14 protein-coding genes are annotated in these 14,489 nt (G+C 49.3%); 10 read left to right on the forward strand and 4 right to left on the reverse strand.

Going from position 1 to position 14,489, the window contains the following annotated elements; all coding sequences use genetic code 11:
* Positions 1–33: 33 nt before the first annotated feature.
* The 5 genes from I0P70_RS03295 to I0P70_RS03315 all read left to right on the forward strand — a co-directional run bounded on the left by I0P70_RS03295 (position 34) and on the right by I0P70_RS03315 (position 5,003).
* A complete protein-coding gene (locus I0P70_RS03295) occupies positions 34–675 on the forward strand; it encodes a phosphoribosylanthranilate isomerase (protein WP_230391964.1) in 642 nt (213 codons plus the stop codon).
* Between the two features lie 90 nt (positions 676–765).
* Positions 766–1,956 (forward strand): tryptophan synthase subunit beta, encoded by a 1,191-nt coding sequence (trpB, locus tag I0P70_RS03300; protein ID WP_196114766.1) that lies wholly within the window; start codon positions 766–768, stop codon positions 1,954–1,956.
* Entirely contained in the window at positions 1,946–2,734 is a 789-nt protein-coding gene (gene trpA / locus I0P70_RS03305) for a tryptophan synthase subunit alpha (protein WP_196114767.1), read from the forward strand. The genes trpB and trpA overlap by 11 nt, the downstream gene beginning before the upstream one ends.
* Positions 2,731–3,741 carry a bifunctional 3-deoxy-7-phosphoheptulonate synthase/chorismate mutase gene (locus tag I0P70_RS03310; RefSeq protein WP_196114768.1) on the forward strand — a complete coding sequence of 337 codons (1,011 nt, stop codon included), beginning with the start codon at positions 2,731–2,733 and terminating at the stop codon, positions 3,739–3,741. Before trpA ends, I0P70_RS03310 begins: the two co-directional genes overlap by 4 nt.
* A 515-nt stretch (positions 3,742–4,256) precedes the next feature.
* The gene (locus tag I0P70_RS03315) at positions 4,257–5,003 is read left to right on the forward strand and encodes a hypothetical protein (RefSeq protein ID WP_196114769.1); all 747 of its coding nucleotides are present in this window, start codon (positions 4,257–4,259) and stop codon (positions 5,001–5,003) included.
* Between the two features lie 252 nt (positions 5,004–5,255).
* Here I0P70_RS03315 and I0P70_RS03320 read toward each other — a convergent pair whose 3' ends face one another.
* Positions 5,256–7,304: a S9 family peptidase gene (locus I0P70_RS03320; protein WP_196114770.1), complete on the reverse strand. Its 2,049-nt coding sequence runs from the start codon at positions 7,302–7,304 to the stop codon at positions 5,256–5,258.
* 355 nt (positions 7,305–7,659) lie between these two features.
* On the opposite strand from I0P70_RS03320, the gene hisH reads away from it, so the two are divergent.
* From hisH to hisIE, 4 genes are all read left to right on the forward strand, one after another.
* Positions 7,660–8,241, forward strand: a complete 582-nt coding sequence (gene hisH, locus I0P70_RS03325; RefSeq protein ID WP_196114771.1) for an imidazole glycerol phosphate synthase subunit HisH — start codon at positions 7,660–7,662, stop codon at positions 8,239–8,241.
* Entirely contained in the window at positions 8,238–8,960 is a 723-nt protein-coding gene (hisA, locus tag I0P70_RS03330) for a 1-(5-phosphoribosyl)-5-[(5-phosphoribosylamino)methylideneamino]imidazole-4-carboxamide isomerase (protein WP_196114772.1), read from the forward strand. The genes hisH and hisA overlap by 4 nt, the downstream gene beginning before the upstream one ends.
* On the forward strand, positions 8,954–9,712 hold the full coding sequence (gene hisF / locus I0P70_RS03335) for an imidazole glycerol phosphate synthase subunit HisF (RefSeq protein WP_196114773.1): 759 nt from the start codon (positions 8,954–8,956) through the stop codon (positions 9,710–9,712). Before hisA ends, hisF begins: the two co-directional genes overlap by 7 nt.
* 82 nt (positions 9,713–9,794) lie before the next feature.
* Positions 9,795–10,403 carry a bifunctional phosphoribosyl-AMP cyclohydrolase/phosphoribosyl-ATP diphosphatase HisIE gene (gene hisIE / locus I0P70_RS03340; RefSeq protein ID WP_196115029.1) on the forward strand — a complete coding sequence of 203 codons (609 nt, stop codon included), beginning with the start codon at positions 9,795–9,797 and terminating at the stop codon, positions 10,401–10,403.
* Between the two features lie 51 nt (positions 10,404–10,454).
* On the opposite strand, the gene I0P70_RS03345 is transcribed toward hisIE, so the two are convergent.
* The 3 genes from I0P70_RS03345 to I0P70_RS03355 all read right to left on the reverse strand — a co-directional run bounded on the left by I0P70_RS03345 (position 10,455) and on the right by I0P70_RS03355 (position 12,554).
* Positions 10,455–11,051, reverse strand: a complete 597-nt coding sequence (locus tag I0P70_RS03345) for a hypothetical protein (RefSeq protein WP_196114774.1) — start codon at positions 11,049–11,051, stop codon at positions 10,455–10,457.
* 65 nt (positions 11,052–11,116) lie between these two features.
* Positions 11,117–11,974, reverse strand: a complete 858-nt coding sequence (locus I0P70_RS03350; protein WP_196114775.1) for an alpha/beta fold hydrolase — start codon at positions 11,972–11,974, stop codon at positions 11,117–11,119.
* Between the two features lie 25 nt (positions 11,975–11,999).
* Complete coding sequence (locus tag I0P70_RS03355) at positions 12,000–12,554, reverse strand: TetR/AcrR family transcriptional regulator (protein WP_196114776.1); 555 nt, start codon at positions 12,552–12,554, stop codon at positions 12,000–12,002.
* A gap of 230 nt (positions 12,555–12,784) precedes the next feature.
* Here I0P70_RS03355 and I0P70_RS03360 point away from each other — a divergent pair, with 230 nt between their 5' ends.
* Positions 12,785–14,488 (forward strand): hypothetical protein, encoded by a 1,704-nt coding sequence (locus I0P70_RS03360; RefSeq protein ID WP_196114777.1) that lies wholly within the window; start codon positions 12,785–12,787, stop codon positions 14,486–14,488.
* Position 14,489 lies beyond the last annotated feature (1 nt).

Raw genomic sequence — 14,489 nt, forward strand, 5'->3', positions numbered from 1 at the left:
ATGACAAGCTTTCTATTAAAGCATGACGAAGAGATGAAAGACTTGAAAATCAAAGTATGTGGTATGCGTGAACCGGAAAATATTCGGCAAGTCGCTGCGCTGCAACCCGACTACATGGGCTTTATTTTTTATGAAGGCTCTAAGCGCTACTGTGAAGGTTATATCACACCAGAGTTTTTAGCTGAGCTGCCGGCAGGTATTCAGAAAGTAGGCGTTTTCGTGAACGAAACCACTGTCGTTATTCAGGAGATTGTTAAGAAATATGGTTTGGATCTGGTACAGTTGCACGGTCGCGAAACGCCGGGGCAGTGCCGGGAGCTGCAGGAGGCAGGTATACGCCTGATCAAGGCCTTTTCGGTTGACGATCGTTTTTCTTTCGAAAACACCTTGCTCTACGAACGCTACTGTGAGTTCTTCCTCTTCGACACCCGCGGCAACAACTACGGTGGCAACGGCACTGTTTTCGACTGGGAAATGCTGAAAGGCTATTATTCACCTATACCTTATTTCCTGAGCGGCGGCCTGAATCTGGAAAACCTGCAGAGTAAGGAATTTGAGAAGCTTCGCCCCAAACCCTTTGCGATTGATGTTAATAGCGGTTTTGAGATGGAGCCGGGATTGAAAGATGTAGGGAAGGTGAAGGAGTTGATTAGCTTGATAAAGAATAAGAATTGACTCAACTGTCATCTCGACGATAGGAGAGATCTGAATTGTAAGTGTACCAGATTTCTCGCTGCACTCGAAATGACAATAAAATAAAACCATATGAAATACCAAGTAGACTATAACGGGTTTTATGGCAAGTTCGGAGGGGCTTATGTTCCTGAAATGCTATACCCCAATGTGGAGGAACTGCGCCAGAACTACCTGAAGATTATGGCAGAGCCGGATTTTCAGGAAGAGCTGCAGGCTTTGCTGAAAGACTATGTAGGACGGCCGACGCCCTTATACTTTGCCAAGCGCCTTTCCGAGAAATACAACACGAACATCTACCTCAAACGAGAGGACCTGAACCATACAGGGGCGCACAAGATCAACAATACCATAGGGCAAATCTTGCTCGCCAAACGACTAGGCAAGACCCGCATCATCGCGGAGACAGGTGCTGGTCAGCATGGCGTAGCCACGGCTACCGTTTGCGCACTGATGAACCTCGAGTGTATCGTGTACATGGGTGAAGTAGACATTGAAAGACAGGCCCCTAATGTAGCCCGCATGAAGATGTTAGGTGCTACCGTAGTGCCTGCAACCAGCGGCAGCCGCACCCTGAAAGACGCGACAAACGAAGCCATCCGCGACTGGATCAACAATCCGGAAGATACTTATTACATCATCGGTTCGGTAGTAGGGCCGCACCCATACCCGGACATGGTCGCCCGTTTTCAGGCGGTGATCTCAGAAGAAATGAAAGCGCAGTTGCTGGAGAAAACTGGTAGCGAGAACCCGGATTTTGTCGTGGCCTGTGTGGGAGGTGGCAGCAATGCGGCAGGTGCTTTTTACCACTATCTCGATACGGCGGAAGTGAAGTTGGTAGCCGTGGAGGCTGCCGGACTAGGTATAGATTCTGGTGAATCCGCCGCAACTTCGGTGTTGGGCAAAGAGGGCATCATCCACGGCAGCCGCACGCTGTTAATGCAGACCGAAGACGGACAGGTGACTGAGCCCTATTCTATTTCAGCAGGACTGGACTATCCGGGTGTGGGGCCGCTGCATGCGCACCTGCACCAATCGGGCCGTGCTATTTTTGAGAGCATCACCGACGAAGAAGCCTTGCAAGCTGTGCTGGAGCTGACCCGACTCGAAGGCATTATACCTGCGCTAGAAACAGCCCATGCGCTGGCCGCGATCGGCAGACTGGGCGCGCAGCCGGAAGAGGTGGTGGTCATTAACCTTTCCGGACGCGGTGACAAAGATTTGGCAACTTACTTAGACAGATTCGACTTCAATGACAAATAGAATAAAGCAACTATTCGCACAAAAGCCAAAGGGTTTACTCTCAGTCTACTTCACGGCAGGCTTCCCGAATTTAGAAGACACTGTGCCGATCATACTGGAGCTGGAGAAAAACGGAGTAGACCTGATCGAAATAGGCATGCCCTTCTCAGACCCGCTGGCAGACGGCCCGACCATACAGCAGAGCAGTGAAGCCGCGATACGCAACGGCATGACCATTCCGAAACTGTTTGAGCAGTTAAAGGATATTCGCCAGCATACCCAGATTCCCTTAGTGCTGATGGGCTACCTGAACCCGGTGATGCAATACGGCGCGGAGCGCTTTCTGCAAAAAGCCAGTGAACTAGGTATAGACGGCCTTATCCTGCCAGACTTGCCGCTATCGGATTATGTTCGGGAGTATAAAGCATTGTTCGAGCAGTACGGACTTAGCAATATATTCCTGATCACGCCCCAGACACCGGAGCAGCGCATTCGGGAGATTGACACCCATACCAACGGCTTCATCTATATGGTGTCATCGGCTTCGGTAACAGGCAGCACGACGGGCCAGTCGGTAGTTAACACAGCTTATTTTGAGCGGGTGAACGGACTGGGCCTGCGCAACCCCGGTGTCATAGGTTTCGGCATTCACAATAATGAAACTTTCACGCAAGCCTGCAACCACGCCAGTGGCGCTATCATTGGTAGTGCTTTTATCAAAGCATTAAGTAAAGAGGGCAGCCTGAAGGAGAACATCAGCACATTTATTCAAAGCATCAGACAGAAAGAAACAGCATGATCATACAATTGCAACAAGGTATACCTACTGAACTGAAGGAGGCCATACTGAAGGAAGTGAAGCAAGTTGGTTTTAATGCCAACGAAGTAAAGACGCAGGAGGCACACTACATTGTAGGCATCGGCAAAAAGGATTTTGACATCCGTACGCTGGGCCAGTTGCCGGGTGTGGCGGACATTCACCGTGTATCGGACGAGTACAAACTGATCTCCCGCAAGTGGCGCGTAAATCCGACGCTGATCGACTTGGGTGATGATGTGGTGATAGGGGAGGGTAACTTTAGTATCATGGCCGGTCCGTGCTCTATCGAGAGCGAACGGCAAATCGAGCTGGTTGTGGAGCACCTGAAAGCCAACAATGTGAAGATCATGCGCGGTGGTGTGTTCAAGCCACGGAGTTCGCCTTATGCCTTTCGGGGTATGGGACTGGAAGGCTTGCGCATGTTCCATCAGCTGTGCAGCGAAAACGGCATCAAGATCATTACCGAGGTGATGCAGGTGTCACAAATCGAAGACATGGTAGACTACGTGGATGTGTTTCAGGTGGGAGCCCGCAACAGCCAGAACTTTAATTTGCTTGATGCGCTGGGTGAGGCTCAAAAGCCGGTGTTGTTGAAGCGTGGCATTTCCGGCACATTGGAAGAGTTGCTACAGGCGGCAGAATATATTTTCTCCAACGGTAACGAAAAGATCATGCTCTGCGAACGCGGTATTCGATCCTACGAAAACGCCTACCGCAATGTGCTCGATTTAAATGCTGTGCCAGTGCTTAAAGCCAAGACCCATCTGCCAGTTATTGTGGATCCATCGCACGGCATCGGTTTGCGTGACTATGTAGAGCCTATGTCGCTGGCTGCAGTCATGGCCGGTGCCGACGGCGTGATCTACGAAACGCATCAGAAGCCGGAAGAAGCCTTTTCCGATGGACAACAGACGGTTAATTTTCAGGAATCTGAGCGTCTGATCAAGCGTATGCGACAGGCCTTTGCGTTGCGGGAGAGTTTTTAAGGTATAGTTGTCTGAATCTTAATATAGGGCCCCTTCCCCAAGAATTTTCAGGATTATAGGATTGACAAAATTTTGAGAGTATTGGGTTCATTTAGGCTTTTGTCATTTTGACTGGGGGTAGGGGGCCACTATTGTTCGGAACATGTGAAAGAATTATTTCTGGCTATTAAGGCTGAATACAGGAATCGAAGCTGTCCTCTTGAGGGGACTATAGGGGTGAAAAGGCTGCTGTTTTGCAGGTTTCTAACAGTAGCGGGTAGGGGTCCTCTATTTGGGAGAAATCTGAAGTATTGAAAAAACTCTGAAATAACCAGATCTCTCACTTTGTTCGAGATGACAGTTTGGGCGCAGTGGTTCTTAAATTGACTGAATTGGCGCTACCATTACAATCAATAAGAATTACTATTCTTCTCAATATTTAAGTTACAAAAGCCTGATGCGGCAGCGTCAGGCTTTTGCACTTCAAGCTATAACCAACCCCGCATTTTGCGTACTAAAGCATACAACAACCGCTTATGCAGAAACTATACCTATCGATAATATCTAAAATCTTACTCCCGGTGCTTTCAGCTACGCTGTTTTTCACCAGTTGCACGTCCCTTCAGGAATCCTCTAAGTATTCATTTTCGGAAGGGGTCTACAAGGCGAATATTTCAAGAGAACCGGCAGCCAAGGTATACGTGGATATGGGAGAAGAATCACTCAGACTATATCCCGCGCAAGATTACAGAAGAGGACAGGCGGTACAGCTTGACACGACTACCAATATTACTCTTGCTATACCTGAGGAATTAGATGCGGCGCCAGGCCATACCTATACCTTCTCAAAGCCCTCTTTTGATCTGGATGTACTCACCATTCCGTTTAAATACCGTCCCGGCACAGCAGGTATACCTAATCAACTCAATACCACGTTTCAGGGAGCCTTATTCATTGGCGCGCGTAGCGATGTTTTTCGTATCAATTACAAAGCGACACCATTAGGTAACCATCGTCGTTTTGTGAACCACTTCGGCTATAGCGTCGGATTTTTTTCAGGTATAGGTGCTACAACGGTAAACGAAGCTGTAACAGGCGGTCAGGTGGGCTATGAATACGAAGGGGTGGTGCTGTTGAACGGCATTGCAGGCATTGTCGGCATCAATAATTTCACCTTCGGTCTGGCGCTGGGCTTCGATCATCTCCTCGATAAGTACCGCCACGACTGGATTTATCAGCGCAAGCCGTGGTTAGGTTTGGCTTTTGGATTGAACCTAAACTAGTGGGCTGCGCCCAATTAGAAATTATGAATTCAAAATTAGAAATGCTTTGAAGCTTAATCTTCTTCATTAGCCAGCCAAAAGCTTTTTCCAAAAATATGATTAGTGAAACACCCTTTACATACCTTTAAAAGAACTTAAGGCAAGGAACAACTGAATGAAATGACAATCTTCTTAATTAAGATAAGACTTCGGTTTTCAAGTTAAGTAATGTGTAAAAAAAGCCCGGTACTGAATGGTACCGGGCTTTCTATTTTAGTTTACTTTCGAATCCAGGGTTTCATCTAACCACTTGAAGAACTCACGCTGCCATACCATGGCGTTCTGCGGCTGCAGTACCCAGTGGTTTTCATCCGGCAGGTATAGCAAGCGGCTCTTGATGCCTTTGAGCTGGGCTAGTTGGAAAGCTTGTAAGCCTTGCTCTATACCTACCCGGAAGTCCTGCCCGCCCTGCACGATCAGGATCGGCGTGTCCCACTTATTAAAAAGCTCGATCGGGTTGTACTCCTTATAGCTCTGAGGTGACTTCGTATCCCAATAAGGACCCTTCAATTCGTTGTTGGCAAAGAACATTTCTTCGGTGGTGCCATACCAGCTGCGCATATCAAACAGACCATCATGCGCGATGAAAGTCTTGAAGCGTCCTTCATGTAAACCAGCCAGCATAAACACAGAGTAGCCTCCATAGCTCGCTCCAATCGCTCCCAGTCGGTCTTTGTCTACATAAGCCTCCTTGGCTACATCGTCGATGGCAGACAGGTAGTCGCGGATAGGCTGACCACCCCAGTCACCGCTGATCTGACGGTTCCATTCTTCTCCATGTCCTGGCATACCGCGGCGGTTCGGTGCCACTACGATGTAACCCTGTGCTGCGATCAGCTGTAGGTTCCAGCGGTAAGAGTAGAACTGCGTAAGGGCCGATTGCGGACCGCCCTGGCAGTAAAGTAGTGTCGGGTATTTTTTGTTCGGGTCGAAGTCCGGCGGGTATACCACCCACGAGAACAGGTCCTTACCATCACTGGCTTTGGTCACACGCGGCTCCACTTTGCTCTTCGCCAATGTGCCGTATATTTCGTCATTTACCGTGGTGAGTTGCGTAAGCTTGCCCGATTTGGTATCCAAACGGTAAAGCTCCGGGGCGCGGTTCATGTCGTTTCGCGTCACGATCAGGTTATTGCCGGCTTGTCCCACAATGCCGTTCACATCGAACTGTCCTTTGGTAACCTGGCGTATTCCTTTGGCTGTGAACTTGTCGAGACTTTTCGGAAGCGCAATTTCGTATACCTGAATCGTGCCTTTGGTTGGGGCCACGAACCAGATTTTGCTGCCGTCGTTGCTCCACTCAAATCCGTTGATGGTCTCGTCCCAGTCTTTGGTCAGATTGTGCTTTATGCCAGACTTGGTGTCCATCACGATCAGTTCGTTCTGGTCGGCTTCGTTACCGTCTTCGTCCATTGCCAGCCAAGCCAGTTTAGAGCCATCGGCGCTGTAGATCGGATGGGTATCGTAACCTAGATTGCCTTCGGTGAGGTTGGTGGTTTTGCCGCTGGCGATGTCGTAGCGATAGATATCGGTGTTGGTGCTCACGGCGTAGTCCTTGCCGAACTTTTTCTTGCTCACATACAGGATCGCCTTGCTGTCCGGACTCCAGATCATGTCTTCCTTGCCACCGAAAGGCTTTTGCGGCGCATCAAACGGCTCACCTTTCATCAGGTCAACCGGATTACCTATCTGACCGTTGTTGTAGCTGGCGTAGAAAATGTGCTGGAACTTGCCGTCTTCCCACGCATCCCAGTGACGATAATTCAGGTCATCATACACGTAAGCATTGGACTTTTTTAGCTCCGGGTACATGTCGGTGCTGTGCATCTTTTTCACTTCTACTTCGCGGGAGAACAGTAAATGTTTTCCGTCCGGAGAGAAGCGCACGTTGCTCAGGCCGCCTTCCACGTTGGTTAGTTGCTTGGGCTCACCTTTGCCGCCGTTTAGCTGCCACAGCTGACCTTTGTGCAGGTATACTACGTTGCCTGTGGCCTTGTCAATGTGTACCACGCTTTCGCCGCCTTTGGTAGAGGTGAGCTGCGTTGCCTGGCCGCCGCTTACAGGTATAGCATAGAGGTTACGCTCGCTGTTGTTTTCCTGTACATTCGGATAGCTCACGCCGTAGATCACCGATTTGCCGTCAGGAGTAACGGTTTCGGCAGAAACACGGCCCAGTTGCCAGAGTATTTCCGGGGTCATACGCTGTTGTGCCTGCACCATCGTTGCAGCAAACACACCAGCCAGTATCATTATCTTTTTCATGCTCCAAAAATAACCGAAAACCCGACATTCTGAAATGACAATCGTATAGTGTGTGAAAAAGAATCAGGTATAGTTATGGTATTACGCTGGACGAATCCTATATTTGTCACAATGAAAGGCACAATGGCACATCTGCATCATCATCATGCACGAAACAAAAGTTTCGGAGCCGCTAGCCTATGGATTTGATTTAGCTTGCTAAAAATATATTTTCCAAAAGCCTGACTCCGAACAGAGTCAGGCTTTTTTTGTTGTCTGAATCTATGTATAGGGGCCCTACCCCAAGGATTTACAGGATTAAAGGATTGACAGGAATTATTAATCATTAGTCACTATTCATTACACATTAAAAATAATGGATCTAGTTATAGTTGATTACAAAGCGGGTAATGTGCAGTCGGTGCAGTTTGCGCTAGAACGGCTGGGCGTTCAGGCTTCATTGAGCTGCGATTTTGAGACGATCAAGGCCGCAGATAAGGTAATTTTCCCGGGCGTGGGGGAGGCCTCGTCGGCCATGGCACAGTTGCGAGCCCGCAATCTTGATAAGCTGCTGCCGACACTCGAGCAGCCCTTTTTTGGCGTTTGCTTGGGTATGCAGTTGCTCTGCGAGCATTCTGAAGAAGGTGATACGGATTTACTCGGCATCATACCTTTACCGGTGAAGCGTTTCGAGACAGACCTGAAAGTGCCACACATGGGCTGGAACCAGTTGGAGAAGCTGCAATCGCCTTTGTTTGAAGGTATAGCCGAAGGGGAATACGCTTATTACGTGCACAGCTACTACGTGCCGCTGAGTGAGTACACCATCGCCCAGACTTCTTATCCGGAGCCATTCTCGGCCGCTTTGCATTACAAAAACTTTTACGCTGCGCAGTTTCACCCCGAAAAAAGCGGACCTGCCGGTTCTCAGATCCTTAAAAACTTCCTTGCCTTATGATGGAAATCATCCCAGCCATAGACCTGATCGGCGGCCAATGCGTGCGCCTCACCGAGGGCGACTTCGCTCAGCAAACCACCTACGACAGCAATCCACTGGAAGTAGCCAAACGCTTCGAAGCGCACGGCATCAAACGTCTACACCTGGTAGACCTCGACGGGGCCCGTGCCCGCAAACCGGTGAATTTGTCCGTGCTCGAAAACATTGCCGCTAACACCAACCTGACCATCGACTTTGGCGGCGGTTTACAGTCCGACGAGGCCGTAAAGCAGGCTTTTGATGCGGGTGCAGCACAGATTACGGCTGGCAGTATAGCAGTGCGTGAGCCGGAGAAAGTGAAAAACTGGCTGTTGCAGTACGGAGCCGACAAAATCATCATCGGGGCCGATTTCAAAGGCACCAACATCGCCATTAGTGCCTGGACCGAAGAGAGCAAATACCCGCTGCAGGATTTTATGTCGGGTTATCTCAAGACGGGGGCCAAACTTTTCATCTGCACCGATGTTAGCAAAGACGGCAAGTTGCAGGGACCATCGACCAACACATATCGACATCTCAAGTTAACCTTGCCTGAAGCCCAGGTGATTGCCAGTGGCGGCGTAACAACCGTACAGGATCTGGAGGAACTACAAGAGATCGGGGTGACCGGTGCTATTATCGGAAAGGCGATTTACGAAGGGACGATTACTTTAAAGGACTTAGCGCGATTCTTATGTTAACTAAACGCATTATACCTTGTCTGGACATCAAAAACGGACGCACTGTAAAAGGCATTCGATTTGAGAATATCCGCGATGCCGGCGACCCGGTGGAGCTGGCCAAGTGGTATGCCGAACAGGGGGCCGACGAACTGGTGTTTCTGGACATCACCGCCACGAACGAGGAGCGCAAGACCTTTGCAGAGCTCGTCCGCGATATTGCCCGACACATCGATATACCTTTCACAGTGGGTGGCGGCATCAGTGCCGTGGCTGATGTGGAGGTGTTGTTACAGGCCGGTGCCGATAAAGTGTCGATTAACTCAGCAGCTATACGTAACCCACAGCTGGTGCAGGACTTGGCCCGTCGCTTTGGCAGTCAGTGTGTGACCGTAGCCATCGACACCAAGTATACTGAAGCGACTGGCTGGAAGGTATACGCCCGCGCCGGAACCGTAGAGACAGAACACGCCACCGTGGACTGGGCAAAAAATGTGGTGGAGTTGGGTGCAGGCGAGATCCTGCTGACCAGCATGAACAACGACGGCACCAAAGCTGGATTTGCGCTGGATATTACCAAGGCCGTTTCAGAAGCCGTTTCCGTACCGGTAATTGCCTCAGGCGGTGCCGGGACCATGCAGCACTTCGCCGACGCTTTCCAGGAAGCCCACGCAGATGCTGCCCTCGCTGCCAGCCTCTTTCACTTCCGCGAGCTTGATATTCCGGACTTGAAGGCATACCTGAAAACGGAAGGTATAGCAGTGAGGATCTGATAATTTTGAACGAGTGATGGAGTGAGTGTGTGGAATTTTATAAAACACTTCACTCATAAATTTAACGCTTAACGTGCTCAACGTGAAAATTGACTTTGATAAAATGGGTGGGCTAGTGCCTGCTGTGATACAGGACGCTGCTACGAGCCAGGTGCTGATGCTGGGGTACATGAACCAGGAGGCGCTGGACAAGACGCAAAAAGAAGGGCTGGTGACATTTTTCTCCCGCTCTAAAAACCGCCTCTGGATGAAAGGTGAAACTTCTGGCCATACTTTGCAGGTGGTTAGCATCGTCGATGACTGTGACAATGATTCGCTTTTGATCAAGGTAAACCCCAACGGGCCTACCTGCCATACCGGCGACACGAGTTGCTTTGGTGAAGATCCATCGGCTAAACGCTTGGCGGCAATTCAGTTCATCGCCAGACTGGAAGAGGTGATTCAGCAACGCAAGGCGAACCCGACAGAGGCGTCCTATACCAATTTCCTGTTTGACAAAGGCGTGAACAAGATCGCCCAAAAAGTAGGAGAGGAAGCCGTGGAAACTGTAATTGACGCAGTAGCAGGTAAAACTGATACGATGAAAGGCGAGGCTGCCGACTTGCTTTACCACCTGCTGGTGCTGCTGGCAGCCACGGGTCTGGAGCTAGCCGATGTAGTGGCTGTATTGGAAGAACGTCATAAAAAGTAAAAACCAGTCGCGGTGGCGACTGATCTTCAAAATACTTTTTTCTACTTATGCTTAGGCGTTAGCCAGCTTCAGATTATTAAATTTCCCCTTCAGGGTAATGTTGCACTTGCGGGGCTTTTCCTGGTTTTTACCGTAGGAAGTAGGATCGGTGACATTCGTTATCGTTACTTCAAAGCTGCCGCTTGCAAGGCCGGTCGTAGCATTGTAAGCCTTGATCTCAATCTGCCCCTCCATGCGGTTTCCGCTGCTAAACAAGGCACTTTTGCTGGTCTTGTTGTAGTAGTGGTAGTAGGTCAGGTCAGCACGCCCTGTTTTGTTATTTGAAAGGGAACGCACCGTATAAGTACCGATATAGCCGTGCAGCAGGTCCGCTTGCTTGATGTTAAATACCAGCGCGTCGATGGTAGCGGGCTGTGACGGCGCAAAATTCAGCTGCAGCTTTTCTTCATCTGACACAAGTTGCATCTCTTTCAGACTAAGGCTATAGACAGCCTTTTCCTCTTCCGCAGATTCCAGGTAATTAAAAGATCTTTCCATTGTAGCCTCCACCTTCGGCATGATCGAGGTGCTTTCATCCTTCTCTTTATCGCACGATACAGAGAGAAATGTAATGACTAAAAGCCATGTAGAAAGTATGATCTTTTTCATAGTTTTAATTTGACTATAAAGGTATGAAAAAGATTACTTTAGCTGCAATAAATATTAAAAATTCTTTATATAAAATCTTTGATGGCGTCAGCGATTTCGCCTCCCTTTTCCTCCTGCACAAAATGACCAGCCTCTAATCGCTTGACTTTTGCTTCCGGGAATGTGTTCTGCCACTGTTCAAGCAGGCTTAACGGAAGCAGTTTGTCTTTTTCTCCCCACAGAATCAGTTTAGGTATAGCACGAAGCTTTTCATGCTGCTCCCAAAGGCTGGCAAACCAAGGGCCCGATTCTTTGAGTGAAATTGCAAAGTGCCAGGTGCCCATGCGGCTGCGGCTGTTACTGAGGGGTTTTAGGTAGTGCTGGTGCACATCCTTACTTAGGTGGCGTTTCTGGTGATAGCCCCTAGGCAGGAGCAGGCGGGGTGAAAAGCCCAGGTTCAGGTATAGGAACCGTCCTATGCCGCTATTGAGGAAACCGCTGATTTTCATTATTTGTGCTTCATCCTCCAGCGACCACATCCAGGTGTTCAGTATGACCAGCCGCTTAACATTTTCCGGATGCTTCAGGGCATAACTCAAACCAATGGGGCCTCCAAAATCATGTACCACAAGGGTAATATCTCTCAGCTGCAGATGATCGATCAGCTGCTCCAGGTTATGCGCGTGAGCTTCGGGTGTATAGGCAAAGTCATCTGGCTTGTCGGAAAGGCCAAAGCCCAGATGGTCAGGAGCAATGCAGCGGTGTGTCCGGCTAAGTGCCTTTATTTGCTGCCGCCATACAAAAGACCAGGTGGGGGTGCCGTGCACAAAAACGATCGGTTCGCCCTGCCCTTCGTCTACATAGTGCATCTGTCCGGCTTGCAGCTCCAGCGTGTGGTGCGCAAAGGGGTATAAAATGCGGTCAAGCCATTTGGGGGATTTCATCCTGTGTTTTTTTAACGATCAACAATCATTTCTTATACTTCATGATTAGGAGGGAGGCCACGTCATCGATAGGGTAATTGTCGTAAAATAAAAAGTGGCTGGCCATACCATCGATGGAAGCGAAGAGAAGTTTGGCTTCAAGTTCAGGGAATGGAATACCCGCCTCCATCAGATTCTGTCGGATGCGCTCTTCGATGTAAGCAGTCTCCTCCTGCATCTCGTACAGCAACTGCCTGACGACCTCGGACTGCATCCGGATGCCGTGCAGCAATTTCCAGAAGTCTTTCTTTTCTTTCAGCAGTTTCACTGTCTGCTGAATATGCTGCGCTATACCTGAGCCAGCCTGTCCAGAAGCGGGCTCAAAGGAAGCATGGATGTCTTCTACGCCGCGGCGGAAGATTTCTGCCAGCAACTCGTTTTTGCTTTTAAAGTAGTTGTAAAGCAATCCGAGTGACATGCCTGCCTCACTGGCAATACTGCGGATCGAGGTGGCTTCATAGCCTTGAGATGCAAATAGCCTCAATGCTACCTCAACTAGCTTATTAATACTGTGCTCTCTTTTTTCCTGAAACCGGGTCATGGGAGGGTGAACGTTTGCTCAAATATATTATGATTGAACGTCCGTTCAAAGATTTAGTTGAGTTTTCACCTGCACTATTTTATCTAAACGCATAATTTAACAAAAGCGTATACCTGGCGCCTACAGGGGCAATATGTGGTAACTATACACATTTGGTCAGAACATATAACTGATAGCAAGGTTATAAACACATAATGCCGGTGCCCGTATTCATCTCAAACTGACTCTACGTGGAAATTAAAACGCTCTTTCAAAAATGGTGGGTATGGCTACTCTTCATACTCGCCTCTCTTTTTATAATCATCGCTATTCTGACATCTCAGTATTTTAACCCCTGGTTGCAGCGTGAGTTGGAGTCGCGGGTACGAGAAGAATCAAACGGCCTCTATACCTTGAAGCTGAACGGGCTTGATGCATCCCTGCTAAGCGGGCGCATCACAGCAGTCTCCATCCACCTGTTACCTAACTTTGATGCCTGGGAAAAGCAACATGAAATCAGTCAGCAGGATACTGCTGCTGCAGCGGCGCCTCGTACACTAATGGTTCTCAAAACAAACAGACTGTTGTTGGCAGGCATTAACTTCATTGGTATCTTAAGAGGTAAGCCGCTCGATCTGAACAAGCTTAGGGTGCTTCAGCCTACTGTGCTGATCACCGAAATGCGTCAGGATACGACAGAGAGCCACGAACCACTGCACAAGTCTGTTGACGGGATTATGAAAAGCCTGCAGATCGGTACGATTGAGGTAGAGAAGGCGACGCTGCGTATCCGTGAAGGCCGGGATGCAGAGACAGACCGCATCTCCTTACGGGACTTTACCATAGAGGTGAAAGATCTTCAGCTCGACAGTACCGCTTTTGAAAATGAGGAGCGAGCCTATTATGCTCGACTTATTGCGTTAGAATCTGGAAAAGCTGAATTCACCCTTCCTGACGGAACGTATCGCTTGCAGGCTGCAGCCCTCAAAGCCAATACGGAAGATGGGACGCTTAACATTGGCAACCTGCAACTCATCCCGCTTCTGGACAATGCGGCACTTGCCCGCCAGAAAGGCAAGGCCGTGTCGACCATGCGGCTGGAGGTACCGGAGATCAATTTAAGCGGCGTAGACTTTGCATCGCACTCCCGGCACAACAACATGGTGGCTAAGCATGTGGTGATCAAGAACCCGTCTCTGAGCGCGTATATGGATCGGAAAAACTTTACGGCCAAAGGAAACAAACCATTGCCGCATGACATCATTCAGCAATTGAAAACCGGCCTGACCCTTCCAAAAATAGAGGTGCAGGGCATGCACATCCGCTACGAAGAACTGGCAGAGGAAGCGACCGAGAAAGGCATCATTACCTTTGAGAATTTGTATGCCACCATCACGAATGTGACCAATGACAAGAACCGCATGTCGGCTGACAACCCGGCCGTTATTGATGCCAAAGCGCAACTATATGGAAAGGCGCCTATAGCCGTTACCATCCGGCTCGACCTGCTGGATCCCAATGCCTACCATACTATACAGGGCACTGCGGGACCAGCCGACCCGGCTGTGCTGAACCCTATACTGGAACCTACGACTTTCATTAGTGTGAAGGAAGGCAGTCTGCAGAAAAGTGATTTCAGCATGGAGTTGTACCGCAACAAGGCTACTGGTAACCTGAATGCCCGTTACCAAAACTTTAAAGTGGATGTACTGACCAAAGATGAAGACAAGCGCCAATCATTCGGAAAGAAGATACTCTCGAAAGTAGCCAACAAAATAGTGATCACCTCTGACAATCCGAAGAAAGGCGAAGAGCTGCGACCCGGAGACATTCAGGTGGTACGCGCCAAAAGCCGCTCTGTCTTCAACTTCTGGAAAGACTGCCTTGTCAGCGGCTTCAGAACAGCTGCCGGTATCGAAGGTATTGGCGCAGACCTTAGCGACCCAAACAGGTAAA

This window comes from Pontibacter sp. FD36 (assembly GCF_015686655.1).
Lineage (GTDB): Bacteria > Bacteroidota > Bacteroidia > Cytophagales > Hymenobacteraceae > Pontibacter.

What these genes read in the sequence shown, in the direction of transcription:
- I0P70_RS03295 (WP_230391964.1), top strand. Translation starts at nt 34, where the DNA reads ATGAAAGACTTGAAAATCAAAGTATGTGGTATGCGTGAACCGGAAAAT.
- I0P70_RS03345 (WP_196114774.1), bottom strand. Translation starts at nt 11,051, where the DNA reads ATGAAAAAGATCATACTTTCTACATGGCTTTTAGTCATTACATTTCTC.
- hisF (WP_196114773.1), top strand. Translation starts at nt 8,954, where the DNA reads ATGTTAACTAAACGCATTATACCTTGTCTGGACATCAAAAACGGACGC.
- I0P70_RS03350 (WP_196114775.1), bottom strand. Translation starts at nt 11,974, where the DNA reads ATGAAATCCCCCAAATGGCTTGACCGCATTTTATACCCCTTTGCGCAC.
- I0P70_RS03310 (WP_196114768.1), top strand. Translation starts at nt 2,731, where the DNA reads ATGATCATACAATTGCAACAAGGTATACCTACTGAACTGAAGGAGGCC.
- trpA (WP_196114767.1), top strand. Translation starts at nt 1,946, where the DNA reads ATGACAAATAGAATAAAGCAACTATTCGCACAAAAGCCAAAGGGTTTA.
- I0P70_RS03320 (WP_196114770.1), bottom strand. Translation starts at nt 7,304, where the DNA reads ATGAAAAAGATAATGATACTGGCTGGTGTGTTTGCTGCAACGATGGTG.
- hisH (WP_196114771.1), top strand. Translation starts at nt 7,660, where the DNA reads ATGGATCTAGTTATAGTTGATTACAAAGCGGGTAATGTGCAGTCGGTG.
- I0P70_RS03355 (WP_196114776.1), bottom strand. Translation starts at nt 12,554, where the DNA reads ATGACCCGGTTTCAGGAAAAAAGAGAGCACAGTATTAATAAGCTAGTT.
- I0P70_RS03315 (WP_196114769.1), top strand. Translation starts at nt 4,257, where the DNA reads ATGCAGAAACTATACCTATCGATAATATCTAAAATCTTACTCCCGGTG.
- hisA (WP_196114772.1), top strand. Translation starts at nt 8,238, where the DNA reads ATGATGGAAATCATCCCAGCCATAGACCTGATCGGCGGCCAATGCGTG.
- trpB (WP_196114766.1), top strand. Translation starts at nt 766, where the DNA reads ATGAAATACCAAGTAGACTATAACGGGTTTTATGGCAAGTTCGGAGGG.